The organism is Halomonas sp. MMSF_3323 (assembly GCF_030733595.1).
Lineage (GTDB): Bacteria > Pseudomonadota > Gammaproteobacteria > Pseudomonadales > Halomonadaceae > Halomonas > Halomonas litopenaei.
Window position 1 is genome coordinate 118,384 of sequence record NZ_JASHIT010000002.1, and the last position, 21,348, is coordinate 139,731.

At 63.0% G+C, this 21,348-nt stretch carries 19 protein-coding genes and 1 other RNA gene; 9 read left to right on the forward strand and 11 right to left on the reverse strand.

The window, feature by feature from the left end; all coding sequences use genetic code 11:
- Window positions 1-51 precede the first annotated feature (51 nt).
- The 6 genes from RBB39_RS01595 to RBB39_RS01620 form a co-directional block, all read right to left on the reverse strand.
- Window positions 52-1,059 (reverse strand): metal ABC transporter solute-binding protein, Zn/Mn family, encoded by a 1,008-nt coding sequence (locus RBB39_RS01595; RefSeq protein WP_052704379.1) that lies wholly within the window; start codon window positions 1,057-1,059, stop codon window positions 52-54.
- Between the two features lie 263 nt (window positions 1,060-1,322).
- Window positions 1,323-1,769, reverse strand: a complete 447-nt coding sequence (gene mntR, locus RBB39_RS01600; RefSeq protein WP_045993173.1) for a manganese-binding transcriptional regulator MntR — start codon at window positions 1,767-1,769, stop codon at window positions 1,323-1,325.
- Window positions 1,770-1,924: 155 nt separating this feature from the next.
- Window positions 1,925-4,444 (reverse strand): EAL domain-containing protein, encoded by a 2,520-nt coding sequence (locus RBB39_RS01605; RefSeq protein WP_045993174.1) that lies wholly within the window; start codon window positions 4,442-4,444, stop codon window positions 1,925-1,927.
- Window positions 4,445-4,905: 461 nt separating this feature from the next.
- Entirely contained in the window at window positions 4,906-6,321 is a 1,416-nt protein-coding gene (locus RBB39_RS01610; protein ID WP_239452562.1) for an ATP-binding protein, read from the reverse strand.
- On the reverse strand, window positions 6,321-6,995 hold the full coding sequence (locus RBB39_RS01615) for a response regulator transcription factor (protein ID WP_045993176.1): 675 nt from the start codon (window positions 6,993-6,995) through the stop codon (window positions 6,321-6,323). Before RBB39_RS01615 ends, RBB39_RS01610 begins: the two co-directional genes overlap by 1 nt.
- Before the next feature lie 252 nt (window positions 6,996-7,247).
- The gene (locus tag RBB39_RS01620; RefSeq protein ID WP_045992303.1) at window positions 7,248-7,436 is read right to left on the reverse strand and encodes a DUF3008 family protein; all 189 of its coding nucleotides are present in this window, start codon (window positions 7,434-7,436) and stop codon (window positions 7,248-7,250) included.
- Window positions 7,437-8,028: 592 nt separating this feature from the next.
- On the opposite strand from RBB39_RS01620, the gene thpD reads away from it, so the two are divergent.
- Complete coding sequence (gene thpD, locus RBB39_RS01625; protein WP_249742732.1) at window positions 8,029-8,976, forward strand: ectoine hydroxylase; 948 nt, start codon at window positions 8,029-8,031, stop codon at window positions 8,974-8,976.
- 511 nt (window positions 8,977-9,487) lie between these two features.
- Here the strand turns inward: thpD and ssrA are convergent.
- Both ssrA and smpB read right to left on the reverse strand, forming a co-directional pair.
- Window positions 9,488-9,867, reverse strand: a transfer-messenger RNA (tmRNA) gene (ssrA, locus tag RBB39_RS01630).
- Window positions 9,868-9,921: 54 nt separating this feature from the next.
- Window positions 9,922-10,413 (reverse strand): SsrA-binding protein SmpB, encoded by a 492-nt coding sequence (smpB, locus tag RBB39_RS01635; protein WP_045992293.1) that lies wholly within the window; start codon window positions 10,411-10,413, stop codon window positions 9,922-9,924.
- Between the two features lie 221 nt (window positions 10,414-10,634).
- Between smpB and RBB39_RS01640 the strand changes: the two genes are divergently transcribed.
- A complete protein-coding gene (locus RBB39_RS01640) occupies window positions 10,635-11,069 on the forward strand; it encodes a type II toxin-antitoxin system RatA family toxin (protein WP_045992292.1) in 435 nt (144 codons plus the stop codon).
- An 88-nt stretch (window positions 11,070-11,157) separates the two neighbouring features.
- Complete coding sequence (locus RBB39_RS01645; RefSeq protein ID WP_045992291.1) at window positions 11,158-11,457, forward strand: RnfH family protein; 300 nt, start codon at window positions 11,158-11,160, stop codon at window positions 11,455-11,457.
- Window positions 11,458-11,605: 148 nt separating this feature from the next.
- On the opposite strand, the gene RBB39_RS01650 is transcribed toward RBB39_RS01645, so the two are convergent.
- Window positions 11,606-12,061: an outer membrane protein assembly factor BamE gene (locus tag RBB39_RS01650; protein WP_045992301.1), complete on the reverse strand. Its 456-nt coding sequence runs from the start codon at window positions 12,059-12,061 to the stop codon at window positions 11,606-11,608.
- A 72-nt stretch (window positions 12,062-12,133) separates the two neighbouring features.
- Here RBB39_RS01650 and fur point away from each other — a divergent pair, with 72 nt between their 5' ends.
- Complete coding sequence (fur, locus tag RBB39_RS01655) at window positions 12,134-12,580, forward strand: ferric iron uptake transcriptional regulator (protein WP_045992290.1); 447 nt, start codon at window positions 12,134-12,136, stop codon at window positions 12,578-12,580.
- Between the two features lie 228 nt (window positions 12,581-12,808).
- Here the strand turns inward: fur and recN are convergent, their stop codons facing one another.
- Window positions 12,809-14,482 (reverse strand): DNA repair protein RecN, encoded by a 1,674-nt coding sequence (gene recN, locus RBB39_RS01660; protein ID WP_045992289.1) that lies wholly within the window; start codon window positions 14,480-14,482, stop codon window positions 12,809-12,811.
- A 397-nt stretch (window positions 14,483-14,879) separates the two neighbouring features.
- Between recN and grpE the strand changes: the two genes are divergently transcribed.
- The 5 genes from grpE to RBB39_RS01685 all read left to right on the forward strand — a co-directional run bounded on the left by grpE (window position 14,880) and on the right by RBB39_RS01685 (window position 20,355).
- Window positions 14,880-15,524 carry a nucleotide exchange factor GrpE gene (gene grpE / locus RBB39_RS01665; RefSeq protein ID WP_045992288.1) on the forward strand — a complete coding sequence of 215 codons (645 nt, stop codon included), beginning with the start codon at window positions 14,880-14,882 and terminating at the stop codon, window positions 15,522-15,524.
- Window positions 15,525-15,683: 159 nt separating this feature from the next.
- A complete protein-coding gene (gene dnaK / locus RBB39_RS01670; RefSeq protein ID WP_045992287.1) occupies window positions 15,684-17,609 on the forward strand; it encodes a molecular chaperone DnaK in 1,926 nt (641 codons plus the stop codon).
- Window positions 17,610-17,699: 90 nt separating this feature from the next.
- Complete coding sequence (gene dnaJ / locus RBB39_RS01675) at window positions 17,700-18,836, forward strand: molecular chaperone DnaJ (RefSeq protein ID WP_045992286.1); 1,137 nt, start codon at window positions 17,700-17,702, stop codon at window positions 18,834-18,836.
- Between the two features lie 226 nt (window positions 18,837-19,062).
- Complete coding sequence (locus RBB39_RS01680) at window positions 19,063-19,977, forward strand: DMT family transporter (RefSeq protein ID WP_124805079.1); 915 nt, start codon at window positions 19,063-19,065, stop codon at window positions 19,975-19,977.
- Window positions 19,978-20,082: 105 nt separating this feature from the next.
- Window positions 20,083-20,355: a DUF2218 domain-containing protein gene (locus RBB39_RS01685; RefSeq protein WP_045992284.1), complete on the forward strand. Its 273-nt coding sequence runs from the start codon at window positions 20,083-20,085 to the stop codon at window positions 20,353-20,355.
- Between the two features lie 22 nt (window positions 20,356-20,377).
- On the opposite strand, the gene corA is transcribed toward RBB39_RS01685, so the two are convergent.
- Window positions 20,378-21,343 carry a magnesium/cobalt transporter CorA gene (corA, locus tag RBB39_RS01690; protein ID WP_124805080.1) on the reverse strand — a complete coding sequence of 322 codons (966 nt, stop codon included), beginning with the start codon at window positions 21,341-21,343 and terminating at the stop codon, window positions 20,378-20,380.
- Window positions 21,344-21,348 lie beyond the last annotated feature (5 nt).

Sequence of the window (21,348 nt, forward strand, 5' to 3'; positions counted from 1 at the left end):
TGGCTCCTGTCGACCTCGCGGTGGCGTTCAAGCGCTGCGGGGTGGTGGTGTTCACTGGTCGGCGTCCTGGCTGGCGGAGGCGATCTGCGCCGCGAGGGCCTCAGGCAAGGGAGCGGGCTGACCGCCCAGGGCGCTGACGATATGCTCGGTGTTGCTCTTGAGCATGCCGATGTAGGTGCCCTCCAGGGTGCCCTTGGCGCCCATGGCGTCGGAATAGAGCTGACCGCCGATCTCGACCCGGTGGTCCTGATCGGCGGCGGCGTCGATCACCGCCTGGACGGTGCGCGGATTGATGGTGCTCTCGACGAACATGGCGGGAACGCCACGCTCGACCACCAGCTCGGCCATGCGGCGAATATCGGCCACGCCGGTCTCGGTGGCGGTGGATAGCCCCTGGATGCCGGCCACCTCGATGCTGTAGGCGCGTCCGTAGTAGCCGAAGGCGTCGTGGGCGGTCACCAGGATGCGCTGCTCGGCCGGGATGCTGTCGATGCTGGCCTGAATCCAGTCATCGAGTTCGGCCAGTGACGCCTGGTAGGCCTCGGCGCGCTGCTGCATGGCCTCGGCACAGTGCGGACGCTGCTCTCCCAGCAGTTCAGCGATGACCGGAACGTTCCGGGCCCAGAGTCCTGCATCCATCCACAGGTGGGGGTCGACGCCATAGGCGTCCTGGGTGTGGATAAGTTGGTCGTCGCCGACGGCCTGTTCACTTACCGCGGCGGTGGGCTTGATCCGGGAAAATCGATCGAACACCTTGCCGAGCTGGCCCTCCAGTGAAAAGCCGCTGTAGAGGATCAGCTCGGCCTTATCGAGATCGTGCACGTCGCGGGCGCTGGCCTGGTACAGGTGGGGATCGATCCCCGGCCCCATCATGGTGTTGACCGCGACGCAGTCGCCGCCCACCTGCTCGACCAGATCGCCGAGCATGCCGACGGTGACGACCACATCCAGCGGCGCCTGCGTCTTCGCGGCGTCGGATTGGGCGTGAACCTGGGTGGTGGTCAGAGCGGCCAGCGAGGCCAGGGTCAGCAGGGCCGAAGCCGGGGCTGAACGACGCATGAACAGGGCTCCTCGGGGCAAGAACGACGCGCAAGCAGCACCGAAGTGCTATTTGGCTATCATTTATAGACGTGGCTAAGTTTTGGCGCCTAAGGCCCCTCGCGTCAAGCGTAGAGCGCTAATCGAGGTGATCGAGTCAGGCTATTCGCGCGTTGGAGCGCACCGACAGGCCCACTAGCCTGGAGGTGGCCAGGGGCTGGCTGAGGGCTGGCATAGTGTTGGCAGAGGGGGGGCACGGAGCCTGATGGGCTCCGGCGATGGCGTCAGCGTTTCAGAAAGCGTTCGAAGGCGGCCAGGGTCTCGGCGCTGACATGGTGCTCGATGCCTTCGGCGTCGACCCGCGCGGTTTCGGGATTGATGCCCAGCTTGATCAGGAAGGCTTCGACGATCTGGTGTCGTTCGCGGCTGGCATCGGCCAGGGCCTTGCCCTTGTCGGTCAGGAAGATGCCGCGGTAGGGGCGCTTGATGATCAGGCCCTCGTCATCGAGACGCTTTAGCATCTTGGCGACGGTGGGCTGGGCGACGCCCAGGCGGCGGGCGATATCGGTCTGGCGCGCTTCACCGCCGTCGGTGATCAGATCCGAGATCAGCTCGACGTAGTCTTCGATCAGTTCGGTGCGGCGGGCGTCTCGTGCCTTGCGAAACCCCTCGACGTGGCTTTCCGGGGAAATCAGCGATGCGCGTTCGTCGTGGTTGAGGGGGTCGTTCATGGGGGATGGAGTCGCCTCGGGTCAGGGTGTCCATCTTGCCAATTGGTGGCGGTAATGCAAGTTCAGCAAAGGTGATACCTCACGTAGAGGTGTTCCGCGGGAAGAGGCGTACCCGCGTCGAGACCTTCTCGCATATGCCCATGTCAGAGAAATCGTCAGCCCTGAAGCAGTGGCATCGCCGATCCACCTGCCGGCAGTCGGCGGCGCGACGACAGGGCCAGGAATTGATGGAGGGGAAGGGGCTTCGAGTACAGGTAACCCTGGAATGAACGACAGCCCAGCTCCAGCAGCCGCTTTTGCTGCTCCACGGTTTCGACACCCTCGGCGATGACACCGAGTTGCAGGGTCTGGGCGAGGGCGATGATGGTCTGGGCGATGGGAGCCGCAGTGGGGTCATCGGTCAGATCGCGGACGAAGGCCACATCGATCTTCAGGCTGTCCAGCGGGAGGCGCTTGAGGTAGGCCAGAGAGGAGTAGCCGGTACCGAAGTCATCGATGGCGAAGCGCACCCCGAGGGTGCGCAGGTGGGTCAGGGTATCGATGACCGGATAGGCCTCACCCAGCATCAAGGACTCGGTGAGCTCCAGGGTCAGCTGGCTTGCAGGCGCCCCGGTATCCGTCAGGGCCCTCTCCACGCCGGTGACGAAGTCGGCGCGCTGGAATTCCCGGGCGCTGACGTTGACCGACAGGGTCCAGGCGCTTCTGTGGGGGTCGTGTTGCCAGTCGGCCAGCAGCTCACAGGTCTTGCGCAGCACCCAGTTGCCCAGTTCGATGATCTGGCCGGTGTCCTCGGCCAGGCTGATGAAGGCACTCGGCGAGACCAGCCCCAGCTCCGGATGCTCCCAGCGCAGCAGTACCTCTGCGCCGGTAATCGTGCCCTGGTGATCGACCTGAGGCTGCAGGTACTGGCGCAATTGCTCGCCGACGACCGCGTCCTTGAGCTGTCGCTCGAGCCTGAGTCGAGCATTCAGGCGCTCGACCATGCTGGCTTCAAAGGCGCAAGGACGCTGGGCGGCCTCGCTCTTGCTCTCGAGCAGGGCCAGGCCAGCGCGCTTGAGCAGTTCGCTGACGCCGAGGTCACCGCCACGAAACAACAGGTAGCCGCCGCTGACGCGGCAGCTGTGGCGCTCGCCGGCCAGCGAATAGTCGCCGTTCAAGGATTCCAGTACGCTGCGTGCCTTTTCCCTGGCCTGCCCCATGGCATTCTCAGGGGAGACCGAGAGACCGTCGTAGAGCAGCGCAAATTCATTGCTGCTCAGCCGCGCCAGATCGTTGGCTTGCCTGGCCCAGGGCCTGAGACGGGCCGCCAGCGCCTTGAGCAGGCGATCCCCGGTGGCCTGACCGAGGGCATCATTGATGCCCTTGAAGTTGTCGATATCCACCAGCAGCAACATGATGTGCCGGCCACTGATGTCGCTGGCCAGTTGCAGGGCGTGGATGCGCTCCTGCAGCGAGCTGCGATTGGGCAAGGTGGTCAGACCGTCGTGATAGGCCTGGTAACGGATATGCTGCTGGGCGTCATGGTGGGCGGAGGTATCGCTGAGGGTGGCGACAAAATGCCCACTTCCTTCCTCGTCGGCGCGTACACGATTGATGCTCAGGCGCGCAGGGAAGCGGCGACCTTGGCGGTGTCGGACCTCGACATCGCCGATCCAGGCGCCATTTTCTCGCAGCGAGCGCAGTACCTGGCTGCGATGCTGATCGAGCCGCAGCAGGGTGTTGAGCTTGAGCATCGAGTGGCCCTGGAGGTCGGTGTGGGGCACTCCTGTCAGGGTCTCGAAGGCGTGGTTGCACATGATCATGCGGGCACGCTGATCCAGCAGTACGACGCCATCGTGCATCGATTCGATGACATCCACCAACTGGCGGCGTGAGACCTGCATGCGCATGGCGCTGTCCTGTAGTCGCCTGTCGACAAGCACCGTGACCAGGGTGGCCACCGCAAACAGAAATGACAGCACGGCGACGGCGGTGGCCAGTAGCGAGCCGTGATGGGCCATTGGTGCCGTCGCCTGCCAGCCTGGGTCCGGCAGAAAGTACACCGCCATCATGGCCGAATAGTGCATGCTGCAGATGGCCAGGGCGGCGAAAACTGCTGCCAGCAGGCTGCCCAGGCGAATGCCCTGCACGCGGGGCAAATGTCTGGACGCATGGAAGCTGTAGATGCTGGCGATACCAAAGGGCAGCGAGATCACCAGTGACAGCAGCAAGGGAATGGGAGCGAAGCGCATGCTGGCAGGCGCCTCCATGGCTGCCATGCCGGTGTAGTGCATGGTGGCGATACCCAGCCCCAGCAGGCATCCCGCGATGATCTTGCGCGTGGTGGACAGTCCCCTGCGAGCCATCGCCGCCACGGCGATCAGGCCGGCGACCACCGCCGGCAGCAAAGAAGCCAGGGTCAGCCACAGACCATGATGGGCGGGAAAGGGCAGACGATAGGCGAGCATGCCGGTGAAGTGCATGCTCCAGATGCCTAGCCCCATCATGGTGCCACCGGCCAGCCACCAGGCCCTGCGTCGATGTTGCCATCGCGCAGAGTGAACGCGTTCGCCGACGGCCATGGCCGAATACACCGATACCAGTGCCACCAGACACGACAGGACGACGAGCCAGGGCGTGTGTACTCCTTGTATGGCCTGGGCGACCTGCGGGTAGGTAATAAAGATGGGCGGCATGGGTCGGGGTGGGTCCCTTGTAGTAAGGCCTTAAGACAACCTCTTCATTGATTAGCATGACCTGGCGCGTAGAGCAAAGGCTCCTGCCGGGCTGAGTGGTCGCCACGCCAGCATGATGGATCCGCGTTTGAGTATAGAATTGTCGGTCAATGCTTGCGTGATACAGGGCGCTATATTGTTGTCCTGGCGGTGAAAAAAGTGTAAATGCCGGCGTCTGGCTCAGAGAAGAAAATCATAGTAGGCAGGCGTTGTCAGGCGCTGAGACAGCGCTGATAAAGTGCCGTTGTCTTTAGTCGAGTCGACCTTGGTTGCCGATTCGGGCAAAGCTTTACGTGGCCCCCTGTTACATCAGGAAAGCATTCTGGTATTTCCGTGCCTCTTCACGATGAGCTTTGGAGCAAATGGGCGGACAGCTGTGACGTTTTCCTCCGGGTGGGCCGGTGACGGCCAGTGAAAGCGCTTCACCTCGCGGCGCTGGCGTGCTGACGCCAGCGGAGCGTGGCGTTCAACCCTCCAGACTCACGGTTGTTCAGGCTGACTTCGACCTCTTGCTGATGAGCCAGTGCAAGCACGATGGAAAGGCCCAGACCGCTACCGGTGATGGTGGCGTCGCTGGCGCGATGGAAGCGCTCGGCGACACGCTCCATGTGCGTATCGGGAATGCCGGGGCCGCTATCGAGGATGCTTAGGCGAACACCCTGGGGCTCTGCCTGGAGGATGGCTTCGATGGTGCCACCGTCGGGTGTGTAGCGCAGCGCGTTGTCCAGCAGATTGCGGATCATGATGCCGAGCTCCGTGGCATTGCCCATGACCGTGGTCGGGTCGACGTCTTCCAGGCGGAGTTGCTGGCCACGGGCGTCGGCCAGCGGCCAGAGCTCGGCCGCGAGGTCCAGCAGCAGGGAGCGCAGGTCTACGCTTTCCGGTGCCGCGGCGGTGTGGCGATCGACCCGTGCGAGTACCAGAAGCTGCTCTACCACGCGCTGGAGTCGTTCGACACCCTGACGAGCCTTGGGCAGGGCGTCGCCTTCGCCCGCCAGGGCGTTGTCCAGGTGGATCTTGAGGGCTGCCAGCGGAGTGCGCAGCTCGTGGGCGGCATCGGCGGTAAAACGTCTCTCCTTTTCCAGGGTCGCCTTGAGTCGCCCGATAAAGTCATTGAGCGACCCTCTGAGGCCAGCCAGTTCCGTCGGTACGTCCAGTGCTATGCGGCTGAGGTCGGCGGAGTCGCGATGCTCCACCTGCTGCGATAGTCGCTCGATGGGGCGCAGGCCGCGCCGGATATGACGCAGCGCCAGCAGCAGGCACAGCGGCATCAGCAGTAGCATGGGCCAGAGGTGATTGAGCGCGATGCGCTCGATGATGTCGAGAAAGAAGTCCTGCTCGATACCGATCTGTAGCCACAGACCACGACCCGGGTCATGCAGGGCAAAGACCCGCCAGCGAGACTCGCCCAGCGATCGCCACTCGAAACCCTGCTCACCAGGTGGCGGCATCTGGGGCTGGCGATCGACGTCTTGCCATCCAGGGCCAATCACCACCGGCTGGCCGGTCTCGGTCCACAGTCCGAAGCCCATCTTGCGCTCTTCGTGGTGATAGGTCTGGCCGGGTGCCACCGGCAGGTCATCGGACGTGCCGCTGTCGGTGTACAGGTGGGCGCTGGCCTTGCGCTGGTCCATCCATCGGGCCAGACGTTGATAGTCGTCTGCCTCGGGTGCCTCGGGGAGCATGCTCATCAGCCCCCTGCCGGTGAAGGCGAGCTGGGCATCGAGGATCTCCTCCAGCTCGTTTTGCGAGATCAGCCAGGCGGCCACCACCGACAATAGCGCCACCATGGCCAGGGATAGGGCCAGGGTGCGGAAAAGATAGCGATGGATCGACATCACGGGGTGATGGCCAGGAAGTCGGTATTGAGGCGATAGCCGATGCCACGCACCGTGGTGATCATCTCCTTGTGCAGCTTCTTGCGAAGATGATGTACGTGAACTTCCAGCGCGTTGGACTCGAGTTCTTCGCCCCAGCCGTAGAGCAGGCTCTCCAGGCGGGGACGCGACAGTACCTGGCCGGGATGACGGGCGAGCTCGATCAGCAGGGCGAACTCGCGACGACTCAGGGCGATACCGCGTCCCTCCCAGTCGACACAATGGCGAGCCTCATCGATGCACAGTGTGCCGACGTCGATGGTGGAACTGGCGCGACCGGCCGCTCGTCGAATCACCACGCGCAGGCGCGCCAGCAGTTCCTGGAGGTCGAAGGGCTTCAGTACATAGTCGTCTGCCCCGGCGTCCAAGCCCTGGATACGTTCTTCCACGGCGTCACGGGCGGTCAGGATCAGGACCGGCAGGGCAGTTTGCTGGCGCAGGCGTCTCAGGACCTCCAGTCCATCGCAGTCGGGCAGGCCAAGGTCGAGGATCACCACCGAGAACGCCTCCAGGGTCAGCGCCTCGAGGGCCGGCTTGCCGCAGGTGAACCAGTCGACTGCATAGCCCTCTCGTTCAAGTGCGACCTTGATACCGTCCCCCAACAGAGGGTCATCCTCCACCAGTAGTGCCCGCATGGCGTCTTCTCCGTCGATCTACCCAACTGTCTCTCAGGCAGTATGGGGCGCAAAACCTTAATCTACGCTTAAGGATCGACGGGAGCCTTGATCCGGCGCTGTTCTCTGGCTAGGCGCTGTCCGAAAAGTCGACGATCGAAGGTTAGACAAGGCAAAAATCGGTGAGAAAGCGCAGTTTACGGGGTGTAAATGAGCATTTTGATCCGATTTTTAACGCCGTATTACCGAGCGCAGGCACTTTTCAGACAAGCCCTAGGACTGCGAATCGTGCCTGGGCTTGCCGGTACGCTCGGCCGACGCCATCTTTTCCAGTTCGTCTTCGCTCATCGAGTCGTACATCGACCGGGCGGCACCGTCGAGTTCGCTCACCTTCTGTTCTCCGCGCTTGGCAGCGAGGGCCGCTCCTGCCGCCATCTGCTGGGCTTTCGATTTCGCTGGCATGGTTACCTCCTTGAAGGGAAAGAAGATTGTCGTACCGGCGTTAATAGTTTGCTGCCTGGCAGGCTCGACAGACCCAACGACGAAAAGCCAGACTCCGCCAGGTTCGACCCGGATCAGTCCCAGCATAATCACTTGCCATTTACGTCTTCAACGCCAGTTGCCTGAATACCGAAACGTATCCAGAGGCGAGTGGGCGAAATCATATGAAAGGAAGAGCGACGTTCGCCAGGGAGTGTGTCGGCCTGTGTTCTTTCGTGGAGGTGTCCTTTCGCTGGAGGTTTTTGCGCTTTTGCCTGGGCACAGCGGTGCTACCTTGGCCGCCGCTGAATCTGACCGTCGAGATTCGAAGTAATGTGAAGAAGTGAAGTCACACGGCGTTACAACTCTTTTCAATAAGAAGTACGAAACAGCGCCCTGCTCTGGCAGCGTCTGATGGCGACGTAAAGGATTACCTTGATGACTTTCGAATTGACGTTGTTTAGACGCTATTGCAACAGCTTTGACATAAAGCGCCCATCGAGTCTTGTCCGCGACGGTTTATTGGTGACTCGGGCAGGCGTGGCGTCTTCGTCTTTCGTTCAGCGATTCTGCCATGACAAGGGAGCAAGCCACCATGCGAGATACACAGGATCTTTTTCCGACACGCCTGGAGCGCAAGCTGGGCATGTTCGAGCGCATCGACCCGGTCGTTCATTGCGATGAACAGCAGCGAGCGAACGGCCCCCTCAGCGAAGAAGAGCTTGATGAGTTTGATAGAAAAGGCTTTCTCTCTTTCGAGAACTTCTTCGACAAGGAGGAGATGGATGCCTTTATCCAGGAATTGCGGGAGTACGAGGAAGACGAGGACCTCAAATTGTCCGAAGGGACGGTGCTGGAGCCCGGAAAACAGGAGATCCGGTCGATCTTCGGCATACATCAAGTCTCGGATCGTTTCAGCCGTCTGACACGGGACCCGAGGCTATTGGCCATGGTGCAGCAGATACTCGGTAGCGACGTCTACATCCATCAGTCGCGTATCAACTACAAGCCCGGCTTCAAGGGGAAAGGTTTTGACTGGCACTCGGACTTCGAGACCTGGCATAGCGAAGACGGCATGCCTCGGATGCGGTCACTGAGCTGCTCGATCATCCTGACGGATAACGGTGAATTCAACGGCCCATTGATGCTGATTCCCGGGTCCCACAAGCAGTTCGTTCCTTGTGTCGGACGCACCCCGGAGGACAACTACAAGGAGTCATTGAAGAGCCAGGACATCGGTGTTCCTGATGCCGCCAGCCTGAAGAAACTGATGCTGGAGAACGATATAGAGGCGCCGAAAGGCGATTCTGGCTCATTGGTGATGTTCGAGTGCAATACGCTGCACGGCTCCAATATCAATATGTCCTGCTGGCCGAGGAGCAATCTGTTCTTCGTCTATAACAGTGTCGAGAATACCCTCCACGATCCCTACTGCGGCAACAAGCCTCGCCCCGAGTTCCTGGCCACGCGCAAGGACTACAGCCCGCTCACACCTGTCGAAGGAAAGCGTCAGGAAGAGTGAGAGCCGACGCCACCTACCTCTCCGCCATCACAGGCACTGTCACGCGCTTACCTGGCCATCGTCGCTGGGGCTCGAGATCTTCCAGCAGCAAACGCCACCTTGATACACAAGGTGGCATTTTCGTCGGTGTTGATGGAGGCAGCGGGAATCGAACCCCTGGGTCTGTAGAGAGCGCCGACTTTGCCCTTGGCTCTGCTTTTCTGGGGGTGTGCCCTGAAACGAAAAATGCCACCTTTGGGAAGGTGGCATCTTTCTGGTGTTGGTGGAGTCGGCGGGAATCGAACCCCCTGGGTCTGTAGAGAGCGCCGACCTCGCCCTTGGCTCACCGTATCTTCCGGGTACAAAAAAGCCACCTTCAGATGAGGTGGCCTTTTCGTCGGTGTTGGTAGAGGCGGCGGGAATCGAACCCCTGGGTCTGTAGAGAGCGCCGACCTCGCCCTTGGGTCTTCTTTGCCTTTGGAAACTGTCGGGCACAAAAAAACCTCCACAAGGGAGGTTCTTTCGTCGGTGTTGGTGGAGGCGGCGGGAATCGAACCCGCGTCCGCCGACACTCGCCCATTGGCTCTACATGCTTAGTTCCGTCATTTGATTTAACGCCTCGGGCTCCGACGGGCAGGATCCCGAAACGCGATTCCTCCAAAGTTTAGCGATTGACGAGAGGACAGCGCCAACCGCGATCTCACCTATCTTGGCTCGTAGCCCATTGGCAACGGATGAGCACGTCGCCGCCGGGTAGGACTAGAAGCTAGCAGTTTTTACGCTGCCAGCGCGCCCTGAGCGTAGTTTTCGTCGTTTGCGACTATTTAGTCGTGATGTTGGATTTACGAGATACATCACGCTCTCGGCATGCACCTCAGGGGTTGTCATCGGCGTCGAAACCATGTCGCCCCCGTAACGCCCCGCCAGTGTACCAAAGATCCGGCGGTCTGTACTACATCTGACGGCTCAGGCGCGGTTTTGTTCCCGCATGACGCGGCCCTTCTGACGCTGCCAGTCGCGATCCTTCTCGGTGGCGCGCTTGTCGTGGAGCTTCTTGCCCGTCACCAGCGCCAGCTCACACTTCACCCGGCTGCCTTTCCAGTACAGCTTCAGCGGCACACAGGTGTGCCCCTTGTCCTGGGTGCGCGAGAAGATCTTGGCGATCTCCTTGCGATGAAGCAGCAGCTTGCGCGTGCGCGTGGGGTCCGCCACCTCGTGGGTGCTGGTGGTGTTGAGCGGCATGATATGGCTGCCGAGCAACCAGGCCTCGCCGTTCTTCACTAGAATGTAGGTGTCGGTGAGCTGGGCCTTGCCGGCACGCAGGCTCTTGACCTCCCATCCCGCCAGCACCAGCCCGGCCTCGAAGGACTCGTCGATATGGTATTCGAAGCGCGCCTTCTTGTTCTGAGCGATGGTGTTGTTGCCGGGACCCTTGTCCTTTCCCTTCTTGCTGGCCATGGAACCTCTTGATGTCTGAATCGGTCGTGGAAGCGGTGTCGTAACCGATGTGGCCCGATGTGTAGCCTTCCGGGTCGACGCCAGGCGGTTGCCACGGCGGCGCTGCCCGTCGGTCCCCCTTTCGGCTGTCTCCAGTTCTGCCGGGGAAGCGTGCTACCATTTGAGGCCGAAATAACCGCTCATGATACGCCCTGGGCTTCTGGAAGTCAGCGGAGAGGTCAATGCCAACCGTCAATCGGTCCGCCATGGTGCGGCACACCCCCAAGCAGATGTTCGATCTGGTCAACGATTTCGAGCGCTATCCGGAGTTTCTGCCGGGCTGTCGTCGCGCGCGGCTGCTGGAGAAGGACGAATCGCACCTGATCGGCGAAATGACCCTGGGGCGGGCCGGCATCGAGCAGACCATCGTCACCCGAAATGACCTGCACGAACCTGACCGTATCGAGCTGTCGCTGGTAAAGGGGCCGTTCAAGCGACTGGACGGACGCTGGAAATTCATCACCATGGGCGAGAACGTGTGCAAGGTCAGCCTGGAGATGGACTTCGAGTTCTCCAGCCGGCTGCTCGGCATGGCCTTTGGCAAGGTCTTCCAGCAGATCGCGGGCCAGCAGGTGGATGCCTTCACGCGGCGTGCCGATGAGCTCTATGGGCGCTGACAGCGCAAGACCCTCGACTCCTCGCGTCGAGCCGGCACCCGCCGATCACTCGGCGGGGCCAGATATAAAGGAAGACGCAAGCGACGAGGTGCTTCGCGTGGAAGTGGCCTTTGCCTTGCCGCACAAGCAACGTCTTGTCGCGCTGCGCGTCGCCAAGGGCACGACCGCCAGCGAAGCGCTGGCGTTGGCCGACCTGCCGTCGCTGTTTCCCGAACTGCCTGTGGAAACCTTCAGCGAGGCCAGTCTCGGTATCTTCGGCAAGGCGTTGAAAGAACCCTCACGGCAGATACTGCGTGACGGTGATCGCGTAGAGGTCTATCGACCGTTGAAGATCGATCCCAAGGCGGCGAGGGCAGAGAGGGCGGCTCGTAGCCGCTCTTCCTCCTAGCGACCCTGGGCGGCCGGGGCAGGTGCGTCGCCGTCTGAGCGAAGGCGCTGCGCATGGAAGCACCTAGGTGTAGAACCAACCAGGCGTAGAACCAACCAGGGTGGCCGTTGTGGCCACCCTGATGCGTGTTCTCGCTGGCGCCAACGGCTTACTCGCGCTCGGGGTCCACGGTGCGGTTGTAGATCGGCTCGATATTGGCTTCGCCCTCGGGGTTATCGTCGCCGCCGCCGCTGGTGGGGCCTACGCCGTAGCTATGCTTGCCTGCCACGTCCGGGTTCATGCTGAAGTCGCCTTCCCGGTCGATATTGACCAGGTTGTTGCCGGCGAAGGTCAGGGTGACGCGTCTTTGCATCACGTCGCCGTAAGCTTCGTCGAGACGGTAGACGTAGTCCCACTGGTCGGCGCTGAACGGGGCCTCCAGCAGCGGCGAGCCCATGAGGTTGATGACCTCCTGTCGGGACATGCCGGGGCGCAGCTGTTCGACCATGCTGTTGGTCACCAGGTTGCCCTGTGCCAGGTCGCGCTTGTACACGCTGAAGTAGGTGCAGCCGCTGGTCAGCGCCAGGGCCAGTGAAAGGGTGACAATTCCGGTCAACTTTTGCATTTGCGCCTGTTCTTCACTATCGTGGGGTCGGTCGATCATACCCGACCCTACCTGATACTGCGAAGAGCAACCATGGCCGACAAGAACCATGAATTGCGCAAGGCTGGACTGAAAGTCACTCTGCCGCGCGTAAAGATCCTGCAGATCCTCGAATCTGCCACCGATCAGCACCACCTCAGCGCCGAGGACGTGTACAAGACGCTTCTCGAAGCCGGTGAAGATGTGGGCCTGGCGACGGTGTATCGCGTGCTGACTCAGTTCGAGTCGGCGGGCCTGGTGATCCGACACAATTTCGACGGTGGCCATGCGGTCTTCGAGCTCTCCCAGGAAGAGCATCACGACCATATGGTGTGCCTGGAAAGCGGTGAGATCATCGAGTTCTTCGACGAGACCATCGAGCGTCGGCAGCAGGAGATCGCCGAGGAGCACGGCTTCGAACTCGTCGATCACGCGCTGGTCCTCTACGTCAGACCCAAGGGTTCCAAGGCGACGCGTCAGGAAGGCATCGCCAAGAAGTAACGGATCCCTCTGCGCGTAGCGCTGAGCAAGAGTCTCTGCCCCCGGGCGGAGGCTTTCTCGTGTCTGGAAGATGTGATCAGCGCTGTGCGGTCAGTGGGTACACAAAAGCGCCACGTCCCCGTCAGTTGGGGGCGTGGCGCTTGCGTTGTGGGCTCACTGTAAAATGCTGCTTTTTCTTGCGTACTGCTCTTCAGTAGCGCTTTTCTGTGCTGCCTGGGTTCGCCGGGCCTAGTGGTGCGCCCTTTGGCTTGCGTCGAGCATCTCGCGGGCATGGGCCAGGGTCTGGTCCGAGAGTTTGACGCCGCCGAGCATGCGTGCCAGCTCGCCGACCCGCCCGGCTTCGTCGAGGTGTGCCATGCGGGTGCGGGTGGAATCCTTGCGTGCCTTCTTCTCGATGTGCAGATGGTGGTGGGCCTGGGCGGCGACCTGGGGCAGGTGGGTCACCGTCAGTACCTGGCCGCCCTGGCCCAGTCGCTTGAGCAACTGGCCGACGATCTCGGCGGTGGCACCGGATACCCCGACGTCGACCTCATCGAACACCAGGCTGGGGATGGTGGAGTGCTGGGCGGCGATCACCTGGATGGCCAGGCTGATACGCGACAGCTCGCCACCGGAGGCTACCTTGGCCAGCGGGCGTGGCGGCTGGCCGGGGTTGGCGGCGATCAGGAAGCGCACCCGGTCCATGCCCTCTGGGGTAGCGGCATCGCGCCGACTGACGTCGACCTCGAAGCGGGCCTTGCCCATGGCCAGAAACGCCAGTTGCTGCTGGACTTCCTTGCCGAAACGCTTGGCGGCCTTGTGGCGAGCGGCGCTGACGGTCTCTGCCAGGGCACGCCATTCTGCCTTGAGGGCGTCGGCCTTCTCGGTCAGCGCCTCGAGGTCCTCGTCACCGCCCTCCAGCCCCTGAAGTTCTGCCGTCAGGCGCTGGTGCAGGGCGACGATCTCGTCCGGCAGTACATGGTGCTTGCGAGCGATGCGGTGAGCCTCGCCCAGGCGCTGCTCTACCCAGGCCAGGCGCTCCGGGTCCAGCTCCACGTCGGCGACCACCTGATGCAGTTCGCGGCCGGCTTCCTCGAGCTGAATGCTGGCGTCACCCAGCAAGGCGATGGCGTTGGCCAGGGCTCCCTTGTCGCTGCCGGGCAGGGCGGCCAGGTGTTGGCTTGCCTGGTGGAGCAGGGGTAGGGCACCGCCTTCCTCGCCATCGCAGCAGTCGAGCGCGAACTGGGTCTCCGCCAGGCGCGACTCGGCGTGGGCCAGCAGCTCCTGTTCACGTTCGAGCTGTTCGAGCTCGTCTTCGCCCAGGCCGAGTTGGTCGAGTTCTTCCACCTGATAGCGCAACAGCTGGCGACGGGCGCGGATTTCATCGCCGTCGTCGGCCAGCCGTTTCAGTTGTCGCCGGGTGGACTGCCACTCACGGTAGAGCTCGGCCAGCCGACTCACCGATTCACGGTGGCCGGCCAGGTCGTCGAGCAGGCGCAGGTGGGTGTCCTCGGCCAGCAGGGCCTGGTGGGCGTGCTGGCCGTGGATCTCGATCAGGGTCTCGCCCAGCGACTTGAGGTCGGCGATGGTGGCCGGCTGGCCGTTGATCCAGGCCTTGGAGCGACCGCTTTTAGTGACCACGCGACGCAGCAGGCAGTCGTCATCGGGCAGTTCTCGGTTGGCAAGCCAGGCCCGGGCGTTGGGCAGGTTGGCAATGTCGAAGCGCGCGCTCAGGTCGGCTCTGGACTGGCCGTGGCGCACGCTGCCGGCGTCGGCGCGTTCGCCGAGACACAGGCCCAGGGCGCCAAGCAGGATCGACTTGCCGGCGCCGGTCTCGCCGGTGATGGCAGTCATGCCGCCCTCGAGCTCGAGTTCGAGGTGGTCGACGATGGCGAAGTCCTGGATCGAGAGTTCGGTCAGCATGCGTGCCTCCTGGTGGCGTCACCGAGCGGTGCGACGGTCAGTGCAAGGGTGGCGGTCGTACAGGGCGATGGGTGCGGCAATCGCTCGCGCAATCGCTAGAGCATCGATATGGCGCAATGGATGGGGGGTGGCATTACTGTTTATCCATCCATGTGGTGTCTGTTTATACAGTAGTCCAGGCGCGCCCTCAATGCATCCTTGCGCAGCAACTTCAGTGGTTGCGGGTCAGCGCTGCGGCAAATCCTGGGCCTGCCGGGGAAAGTCTGATCAGGATCTGCGTCTTTCCCCTTGAGATTGTTGTGGCCAACCCCATATACCTCTGCAACCTCTGGTCCCCGGACCAGCCACTGTACAGGCGGTGCTACCGCAATTGTTGGACTTCTTCAGGAGGCTGCACATGGCCAAAGATCCCCAGACCCCGTTGGATGACGAACTCGCTCGCCAGGAGCAGGAAGGCGAGCCGGAGCAGGCGGTCGATGCTGCCGAGGCCGTCGAGGGCGAACTCGAGGACATCGTCGATCAGGCTGAGGATGAGGCACAGGCCGAGGCCGTGGAAGGCGGTGACAACCCCGAGGCCGAGGTGCTGGCGGCCCGCGTCGAGGAGCTCGAGCAGAGCGTGACCGAGGCCAAGGACCAGGCCCTGCGTGCCGCCGCCGAGGCGCAGAACGTGCGCAGGCGGGCGGAAGCCGAGGCCGAGAAGGCGCGCAAGTTTGCGCTGGAGAAGTTCATCAAGGACCTGCTTCCGGTGGTCGACAGCCTGGAAAAGGCGCTTGAGGCCATGGGTGAGGACGCCTCCGAGGTGCATCGCGAGGGTGTCTCCATGACCCTGAAGATGCAGCTCGACGTACTGGCCAAGTTCGGCGTCGAGATCGTCGAGCCCCAGGGCGAGCCGTTCGACCCGCAGTACCACGAGGCCATGGCCATGGTGCCGAACCCCGAGGTCGACCCCAACACCGTCATCGACGTGATGCAGAAGGGCTACGTGCTCAACGGACGCCTGGTGCGCCCGGCGATGGTGGTAGTGAGCCAGGCGGCCGGCTGAAACATCCGGCCCACGGGGCCTGACCGATACGGGTTGTCGACAGGAGTTGAACATGGGGCCTTGAAATCGGCGGAGACGCCCCCCAGATAGTCGGCAACCCCGCGGCGAACGCCGCAAGCCAAACTTCAGTTACGCAAGACACGAATTCGAGGATTTCCTATGGGACGCATCATCGGCATTGACCTTGGTACCACCAACTCCTGTCTGGCCGTGCTCGACGGCGACAGCGCCAAGGTGATCGAGAACGCAGAAGGCGCACGTACCACCCCGTCCATCATCGCCTACACCGATGATGGCGAGACCCTGGTGGGTCAGGCGGCCAAGCGTCAGGCGGTGACCAACCCGGAAAACACCCTGTACGCGATCAAGCGCCTGATCGGCCGTCGCTTCAAGGACGACGTCGTCCAGAAGGACATCAAGATGGTGCCCTACACCATCACCGAAGCCGACAACGGCGACGCCTGGGTCGAGGTCAAGGGCAAGAAGCTGGCACCGCCCCAGGTCAGCGCGGAAGTGCTGAAGAAGATGAAGAAGACCGCCGAGGACTACCTGGGCGAAGAAGTGACCGAGGCGGTCATCACCGTGCCGGCCTACTTCAACGACAGCCAGCGTCAGGCCACCAAGGACGCGGGTCGCATCGCCGGTCTCGAGGTCAAGCGCATCATCAACGAGCCGACCGCGGCTGCCCTTGCCTATGGCATGGACAAGTCGCGCGGTGACAAGACCATCGCGGTCTATGACCTGGGTGGCGGTACCTTCGATATCTCCATCATCGAAGTGGCCGACGTCGACGGCGAGACGCAGTTCGAGGTGCTGGCCACCAACGGCGACACCTTCCTGGGTGGTGAGGACTTCGACCTCAAGCTGATCAACTACCTGGTCGACCAGTTCAAGGCCGACAGCGGTATCGACCTGTCCGGCGACAACCTGGCCATGCAGCGCCTGAAGGAAGCCGCCGAGAAGGCCAAGATCGAGCTGTCCAGCGCCCAGCAGACCGACGTCAACCTGCCTTACATCACCGCCGACAACACCGGTCCCAAGCACCTCAACGTCAAGGTGACCCGGGCCAAGCTGGAGTCGCTGGTGGAAGAGCTGGTGAGCCGTTCACTGGCGCCGTGCAAGACCGCACTGTCCGACGCCGGCCTGTCCGCCTCCGAGATCGACGACGTCATCCTGGTCGGTGGCCAGACCCGTATGCCGATGGTTCAGGCCAAGGTCGCCGAGTTCTTCGGCAAGGACGCCCGCAAGGACGTCAACCCGGACGAAGCCGTGGCCGTGGGTGCTGCGATCCAGGGCGGCGTGCTCGGCGGTGACGTCAAGGACGTGCTGCTGCTGGACGTGACTCCGCTGACACTGGGTATCGAGACCCTGGGTGGCGTGATGACGCCGCTGATCGAGAAGAACACCACCATCCCGACCAAGAAGACCCAGGTGTTCTCCACCGCGGACGACAACCAGACCGCCGTGACCATTCACGTGCTGCAGGGTGAGCGCAAGCAGTCCAGCGGCAACAAGTCGCTCGGTCGCTTCGACCTGTCGGACATTCCGCCGGCGCCGCGCGGTGTGCCGCAGATCGAGGTCGCCTTCGACCTGGACGCCAACGGTATCCTCAACGTGTCCGCCAAGGACAAGGCCACCGGCAAGGAACAGTCCATCGTCATCAAGGCCTCCAGCGGCCTGTCCGACGATGAGATCGAGCAGATGGTCCGCGACGCCGAGGCCCACGCCGACGAGGACAAGAAGTTCGAGGAACTGGTGGCGCTGCGCAACCAGGCCGACGGCATGATCCACGCCTCTCGCAAGACCCTCGAGGAAGCCGGCGACAAGGCCTCCGAAGACGAGAAGCAGGCCATCGAGAGCGCCATCAAGGAGCTCGAGGAAGCGCTGCAGGGCGACGACAAGGATGCCATCCAGGCCAAGCTCGACGCCCTGACCGAGGCCTCCGGCAACCTGGCGCAGAAGATGTACGCCGAACAGGCGGACGCTGGCCAGCAGGCGGGTGACGCCGACGCTGGCGCCAAGAAGGAAGATGACGTGGTCGACGCCGAGTATGAAGAAGTCAACGACGACCAGAAAAAGCAGTAACCACGACATCTGAACCTCGGATGACGCCAACGCGGGAGCCGGACTCCCGCGTTGGTGTTGCTGAGCGTCGCGACGGAGGCGGACAGACCCATGTCCAAGAGAGACTACTACGAGGTACTAGGTGTCGAGCGCGGTGCCGATCAGAAGGACATCAAGAAGGCCTATCGGCGCCTGGCACAGAAGTACCACCCGGACCGTAACCCGGACGATGACACCTCAGCGGAAAAATTCCGTGAAGTGTCCGAGGCCTACGAGGTCCTGACCGACAGCGAGAAGCGTGCGGCCTACGACCAGTTTGGCCATGCCGGCGTCGACGGCCAGGGCGGTGGTGGCTTTGGCGGCGCCGGGGCTGGCGGCTTCAGTGACATCTTCGGTGATGTCTTCGGTGACATCTTCGGCGGTGGCGGCGGACGTCGTAACCCCAATGCGCCCCAGCGGGGCAGCGACCTGCGCTACAACCTCGAGCTTGACCTCGAGAGCGCGGTGGCCGGCACCAGTGTCGACATCCGTGTGCCGCGTCACATCGAATGTGAGCGCTGCGACGGCGAAGGTGCCGAGCCGGGTTCCACCAAGGAAACCTGCCCGACCTGTCACGGACACGGTCAGGTGCGCATGCAGCAGGGCTTCTTTGCCGTGCAGCAGACCTGCCCGACCTGTCACGGCAGCGGCCAGCACATCAAGGTGCCGTGCCACGCCTGTCATGGCGAAGGTCGCGTGCGCGAGACCCGCACCCTGTCGGTGAAGATTCCGGCCGGCGTCGATTCCGGCGATCGCATTCGTCTCAATGGCGAGGGCGAAGCCGGTATCAACGGCGGTCCGCCCGGGGACCTGTATGTGCAGGTCGCGATCAAGCCGCACCATATCTTCGAGCGCGAAGGGCGTCACCTGCAGTGTGAGGTACCGATCAACTTCGTCGACGCCGCCCTTGGCGGTGAGCTCGAAGTGCCGACGCTGGATGGTCGGGTGAAGCTGAAGATTCCGGCGGAAACCCAGACCGGCAAGCTGTTCCGGCTGCGCGGCAAGGGTGTCAAGCCGGTGCGCGGCGGCCCCGCCGGCGATCTGTTGTGCCGGGTGGTGGTGGAAACCCCGGTCAAGCTCAGCGAGGAACAGAAGGATCTGCTGCGCAAGTTCCAGGACAGCCTGGGTGGCAGCAACGCCCAGCACTCGCCGAAGAAGTCGAGCTTCTTCGACGGGGTGAAGAAGTTCTTCGAAGATATGAAGCTGTAAGTCGCGTACCCTCGGGCCAGGAGTGATCCTGCGCCGACCAGGGCTTAGTGACGATGATCGACCCCCGACGCCTGGCGCCGGGGGTCGGTTTTTTTTGTCGGCAGCACAAGGGCCGTCAGCGGGGCGTCGCGCTCGGGCGGTTCTCGTGGGCGCTTCTGCTGGGCGGCTTGATTGGGTGGGGCAGGGCTTGTGGACGGCGCGGCTCTTCTGAACAGGGACGATGATCATGAGTGATAGGGATAGGCCCCTGGCGGGTATCGTGCTGCGCATCGCCTCCGGGGTGCTGTTCGCCGCCATGCTGGTCTGCGTGAAGTGGGTGAGCGACGAGGTGCCGCTGGGCCAGGTAGTATTCTATCGCTCCGCCTTTGCGCTGTTGCCGATCGTGCTGTTTCTGGCCTGGCGTCGAGAGTTTCCGGCGGGGCTGGCGACCCGTCGCCCCTTGGGCCATCTGTTGCGCTCGAGCCTCGGCGCCGCTTCGATGTTTGCCACCTTTGCGGCCCTGGCGCGTCTGCCCGTAGCCGAAGCCACCCTGCTGGCGCAGCTGGCACCGGTACTGATGGCGATCGGCGGCGTGGTGTTGCTGGGCGAGCGCCTTACCCCGTCGCGGGCGCTGGCACTTGTGCTCGCCTTGGGCGGGGTGGCGGTGCTGGTGGTGCCGGATATCGGCAACGCCGACAAGGCCGGCCAATTGTCGGGCTACGCGCTCGGTGTGCTGGGGGCGTCGTTGACCGCCGCAGCGCTGGTCACGGTGCGGCGCATCTCGCGCACAGAGGGGGCCGGTGCCATCGCCTTCTACTTCGTGCTGGCCTGCACCCTGGCGGGGCTGGCGACCCTGCCGCTGGGCTGGGTAGCACTGCCGACCCAGACGCTGACGCTGCTGATCCTGGCCGGGTTGCTGGGGGGCGCGGCGCACATCTGCATGACGTTGGCGCTGCGCTTCGCCGAGGTGTCGAGGCTTGCCCCCTTCGAGTACATCGCCCTGGTGTGGCCGGTGCTGGCCGATCTCTGGCTGTTTGGCCAGCCGTTGTCGAGCGGCTTTCTGCTGGCGCTGCCGCTGTTGCTCGGCGGTGCCGCCCTGGCCGCCATGGAAGGCCGTCGCCTGGGGTGGCCGCGCCGGCGCTCGCCGCCCGAGAACGGCTAGACATGCGTGGGTACGATGAACAGCAACACGCCGTTGCCTGACGCCGAGATGACATGGGGGATATGATTCTGCGATATATTCGTATTCTCAGAAACGGTGGAAAGCATGGTGGAATCCCGAGCCTTCGTCGAGACCGCATCAGGGCAACGCTTGATCAATCGCCTGTGCAAGCACTGGGCCCACAAGCTCGAGGTGGATGCCGAGAGCGGTCACGTGGTGTTCCCCGGCGGCGAGTGCTGGATGAAGGCGTCCGACTCGCAGCTCAGCGTCGATCTCCAGGCCGAGGACGCCGAGCGGCTGGAGCGCCTCAAGGACGTGGTGGCCAGCCACCTGGAGCGGATGGCGGGCAAGGAGCCGCTCAGCGTCGTCTGGCAGTGAGTTTGGCTGGACGCGATTGGCGCTATAGCCAGCCGGTGCGACGGAAGCGTCGGTAGAGCGCGCCGCAGCACAGGACCATCATTCCCAGCGCCAGCGGATAGCCCAGCCGCCAGTCCAGTTCGGGCATATGGGTGAAGTTCATCCCCCAGATGCCGGCGAGGATGGTCGCCACCGCGAAGATCGCCGCCCAGGAGGCCAGGCGCTTGTGCACCTCGCTCTCGTCGATGGCCACCATCGACAGGTTGACCTGGATGGCGGTAATGATGGTTTCGCGAATGGTGTCGATGGCCGCCTCGATACGATGCAGGTGGTCGTAGACGTCGCGGAAGTAGTCCTGGGTCTCGTAGCACAGCGCCGGGACGCGTCCGCCGAACAGATGGGAGCTGGCTTCGGCCAGTGGGGTCACCGCGTGCTTGACGCACATGGTGCGGCGCTTGAGCTGATACAGCCGCTCCAGGCTGGCGCGGGCGCTGCCGCGCACGAAGATCTGGTCCTCGATGCTTTCCAGTTCTGCCTCGAGTTCTTCGAGTACCGGAAAGTAGCGGTCCACTACGACATCCATCAGCGCATAGAGCACGAAGGCCGGCCCTTGCTTGAGCAGCTCGGGCTCGCGCTCGCAGCGGGCGCGTACATCGGCGAAACCACGCCCGGAGTGCTGACGTACCGACAACACATAGCCGGGGCCGGCAAAGATGGCTAGCTGGCCATGCTGCACCTCGCCCTGGCTGACGCTGATCACCTGGGTGACGACGAACAGAGCGTCGCCGTATTCCTCCACCTTGGGGCGCTGTTCGCCGACCAGGGCATCCTCCACGGCCAGTTCATGCAGCTCGAAGATGTCCTGAAAGGTGGACAGCTCCTCGGCATCCGGGTCGTGCAGCGCCACCCAGACAAAGCAGTTCGAGCGCGAGCGGTAGTCATCGATCTCGCCTCTGTCGATGTTGCAAAGACGCCGTCCTTCTTCATACGCCACGCAGTTGACGATCATCGTTG

Excerpts from the sequence above, each read along its gene's own strand:
- thpD (WP_249742732.1), top strand. The coding sequence starts at position 8,029 with ATGACAAGGGAGCAAGCCACCATGCGAGATACACAGGATCTTTTTCCG.
- RBB39_RS01595 (WP_052704379.1), bottom strand. The coding sequence starts at position 1,059 with ATGCGTCGTTCAGCCCCGGCTTCGGCCCTGCTGACCCTGGCCTCGCTG.
- dnaK (WP_045992287.1), top strand. The coding sequence starts at position 15,684 with ATGGGACGCATCATCGGCATTGACCTTGGTACCACCAACTCCTGTCTG.
- grpE (WP_045992288.1), top strand. The coding sequence starts at position 14,880 with ATGGCCAAAGATCCCCAGACCCCGTTGGATGACGAACTCGCTCGCCAG.
- RBB39_RS01620 (WP_045992303.1), bottom strand. The coding sequence starts at position 7,436 with ATGCCAGCGAAATCGAAAGCCCAGCAGATGGCGGCAGGAGCGGCCCTC.
- RBB39_RS01680 (WP_124805079.1), top strand. The coding sequence starts at position 19,063 with ATGAGTGATAGGGATAGGCCCCTGGCGGGTATCGTGCTGCGCATCGCC.
- dnaJ (WP_045992286.1), top strand. The coding sequence starts at position 17,700 with ATGTCCAAGAGAGACTACTACGAGGTACTAGGTGTCGAGCGCGGTGCC.
- corA (WP_124805080.1), bottom strand. The coding sequence starts at position 21,343 with ATGATCGTCAACTGCGTGGCGTATGAAGAAGGACGGCGTCTTTGCAAC.
- RBB39_RS01685 (WP_045992284.1), top strand. The coding sequence starts at position 20,083 with ATGGTGGAATCCCGAGCCTTCGTCGAGACCGCATCAGGGCAACGCTTG.
- recN (WP_045992289.1), bottom strand. The coding sequence starts at position 14,482 with ATGCTGACCGAACTCTCGATCCAGGACTTCGCCATCGTCGACCACCTC.
- RBB39_RS01615 (WP_045993176.1), bottom strand. The coding sequence starts at position 6,995 with ATGCGGGCACTACTGGTGGAGGATGACCCTCTGTTGGGGGACGGTATC.
- RBB39_RS01605 (WP_045993174.1), bottom strand. The coding sequence starts at position 4,444 with ATGCCGCCCATCTTTATTACCTACCCGCAGGTCGCCCAGGCCATACAA.
- RBB39_RS01650 (WP_045992301.1), bottom strand. The coding sequence starts at position 12,061 with ATGCAAAAGTTGACCGGAATTGTCACCCTTTCACTGGCCCTGGCGCTG.
- RBB39_RS01640 (WP_045992292.1), top strand. The coding sequence starts at position 10,635 with ATGCCAACCGTCAATCGGTCCGCCATGGTGCGGCACACCCCCAAGCAG.
- mntR (WP_045993173.1), bottom strand. The coding sequence starts at position 1,769 with ATGAACGACCCCCTCAACCACGACGAACGCGCATCGCTGATTTCCCCG.
- fur (WP_045992290.1), top strand. The coding sequence starts at position 12,134 with ATGGCCGACAAGAACCATGAATTGCGCAAGGCTGGACTGAAAGTCACT.
- RBB39_RS01610 (WP_239452562.1), bottom strand. The coding sequence starts at position 6,321 with ATGTCGATCCATCGCTATCTTTTCCGCACCCTGGCCCTATCCCTGGCC.
- smpB (WP_045992293.1), bottom strand. The coding sequence starts at position 10,413 with ATGGCCAGCAAGAAGGGAAAGGACAAGGGTCCCGGCAACAACACCATC.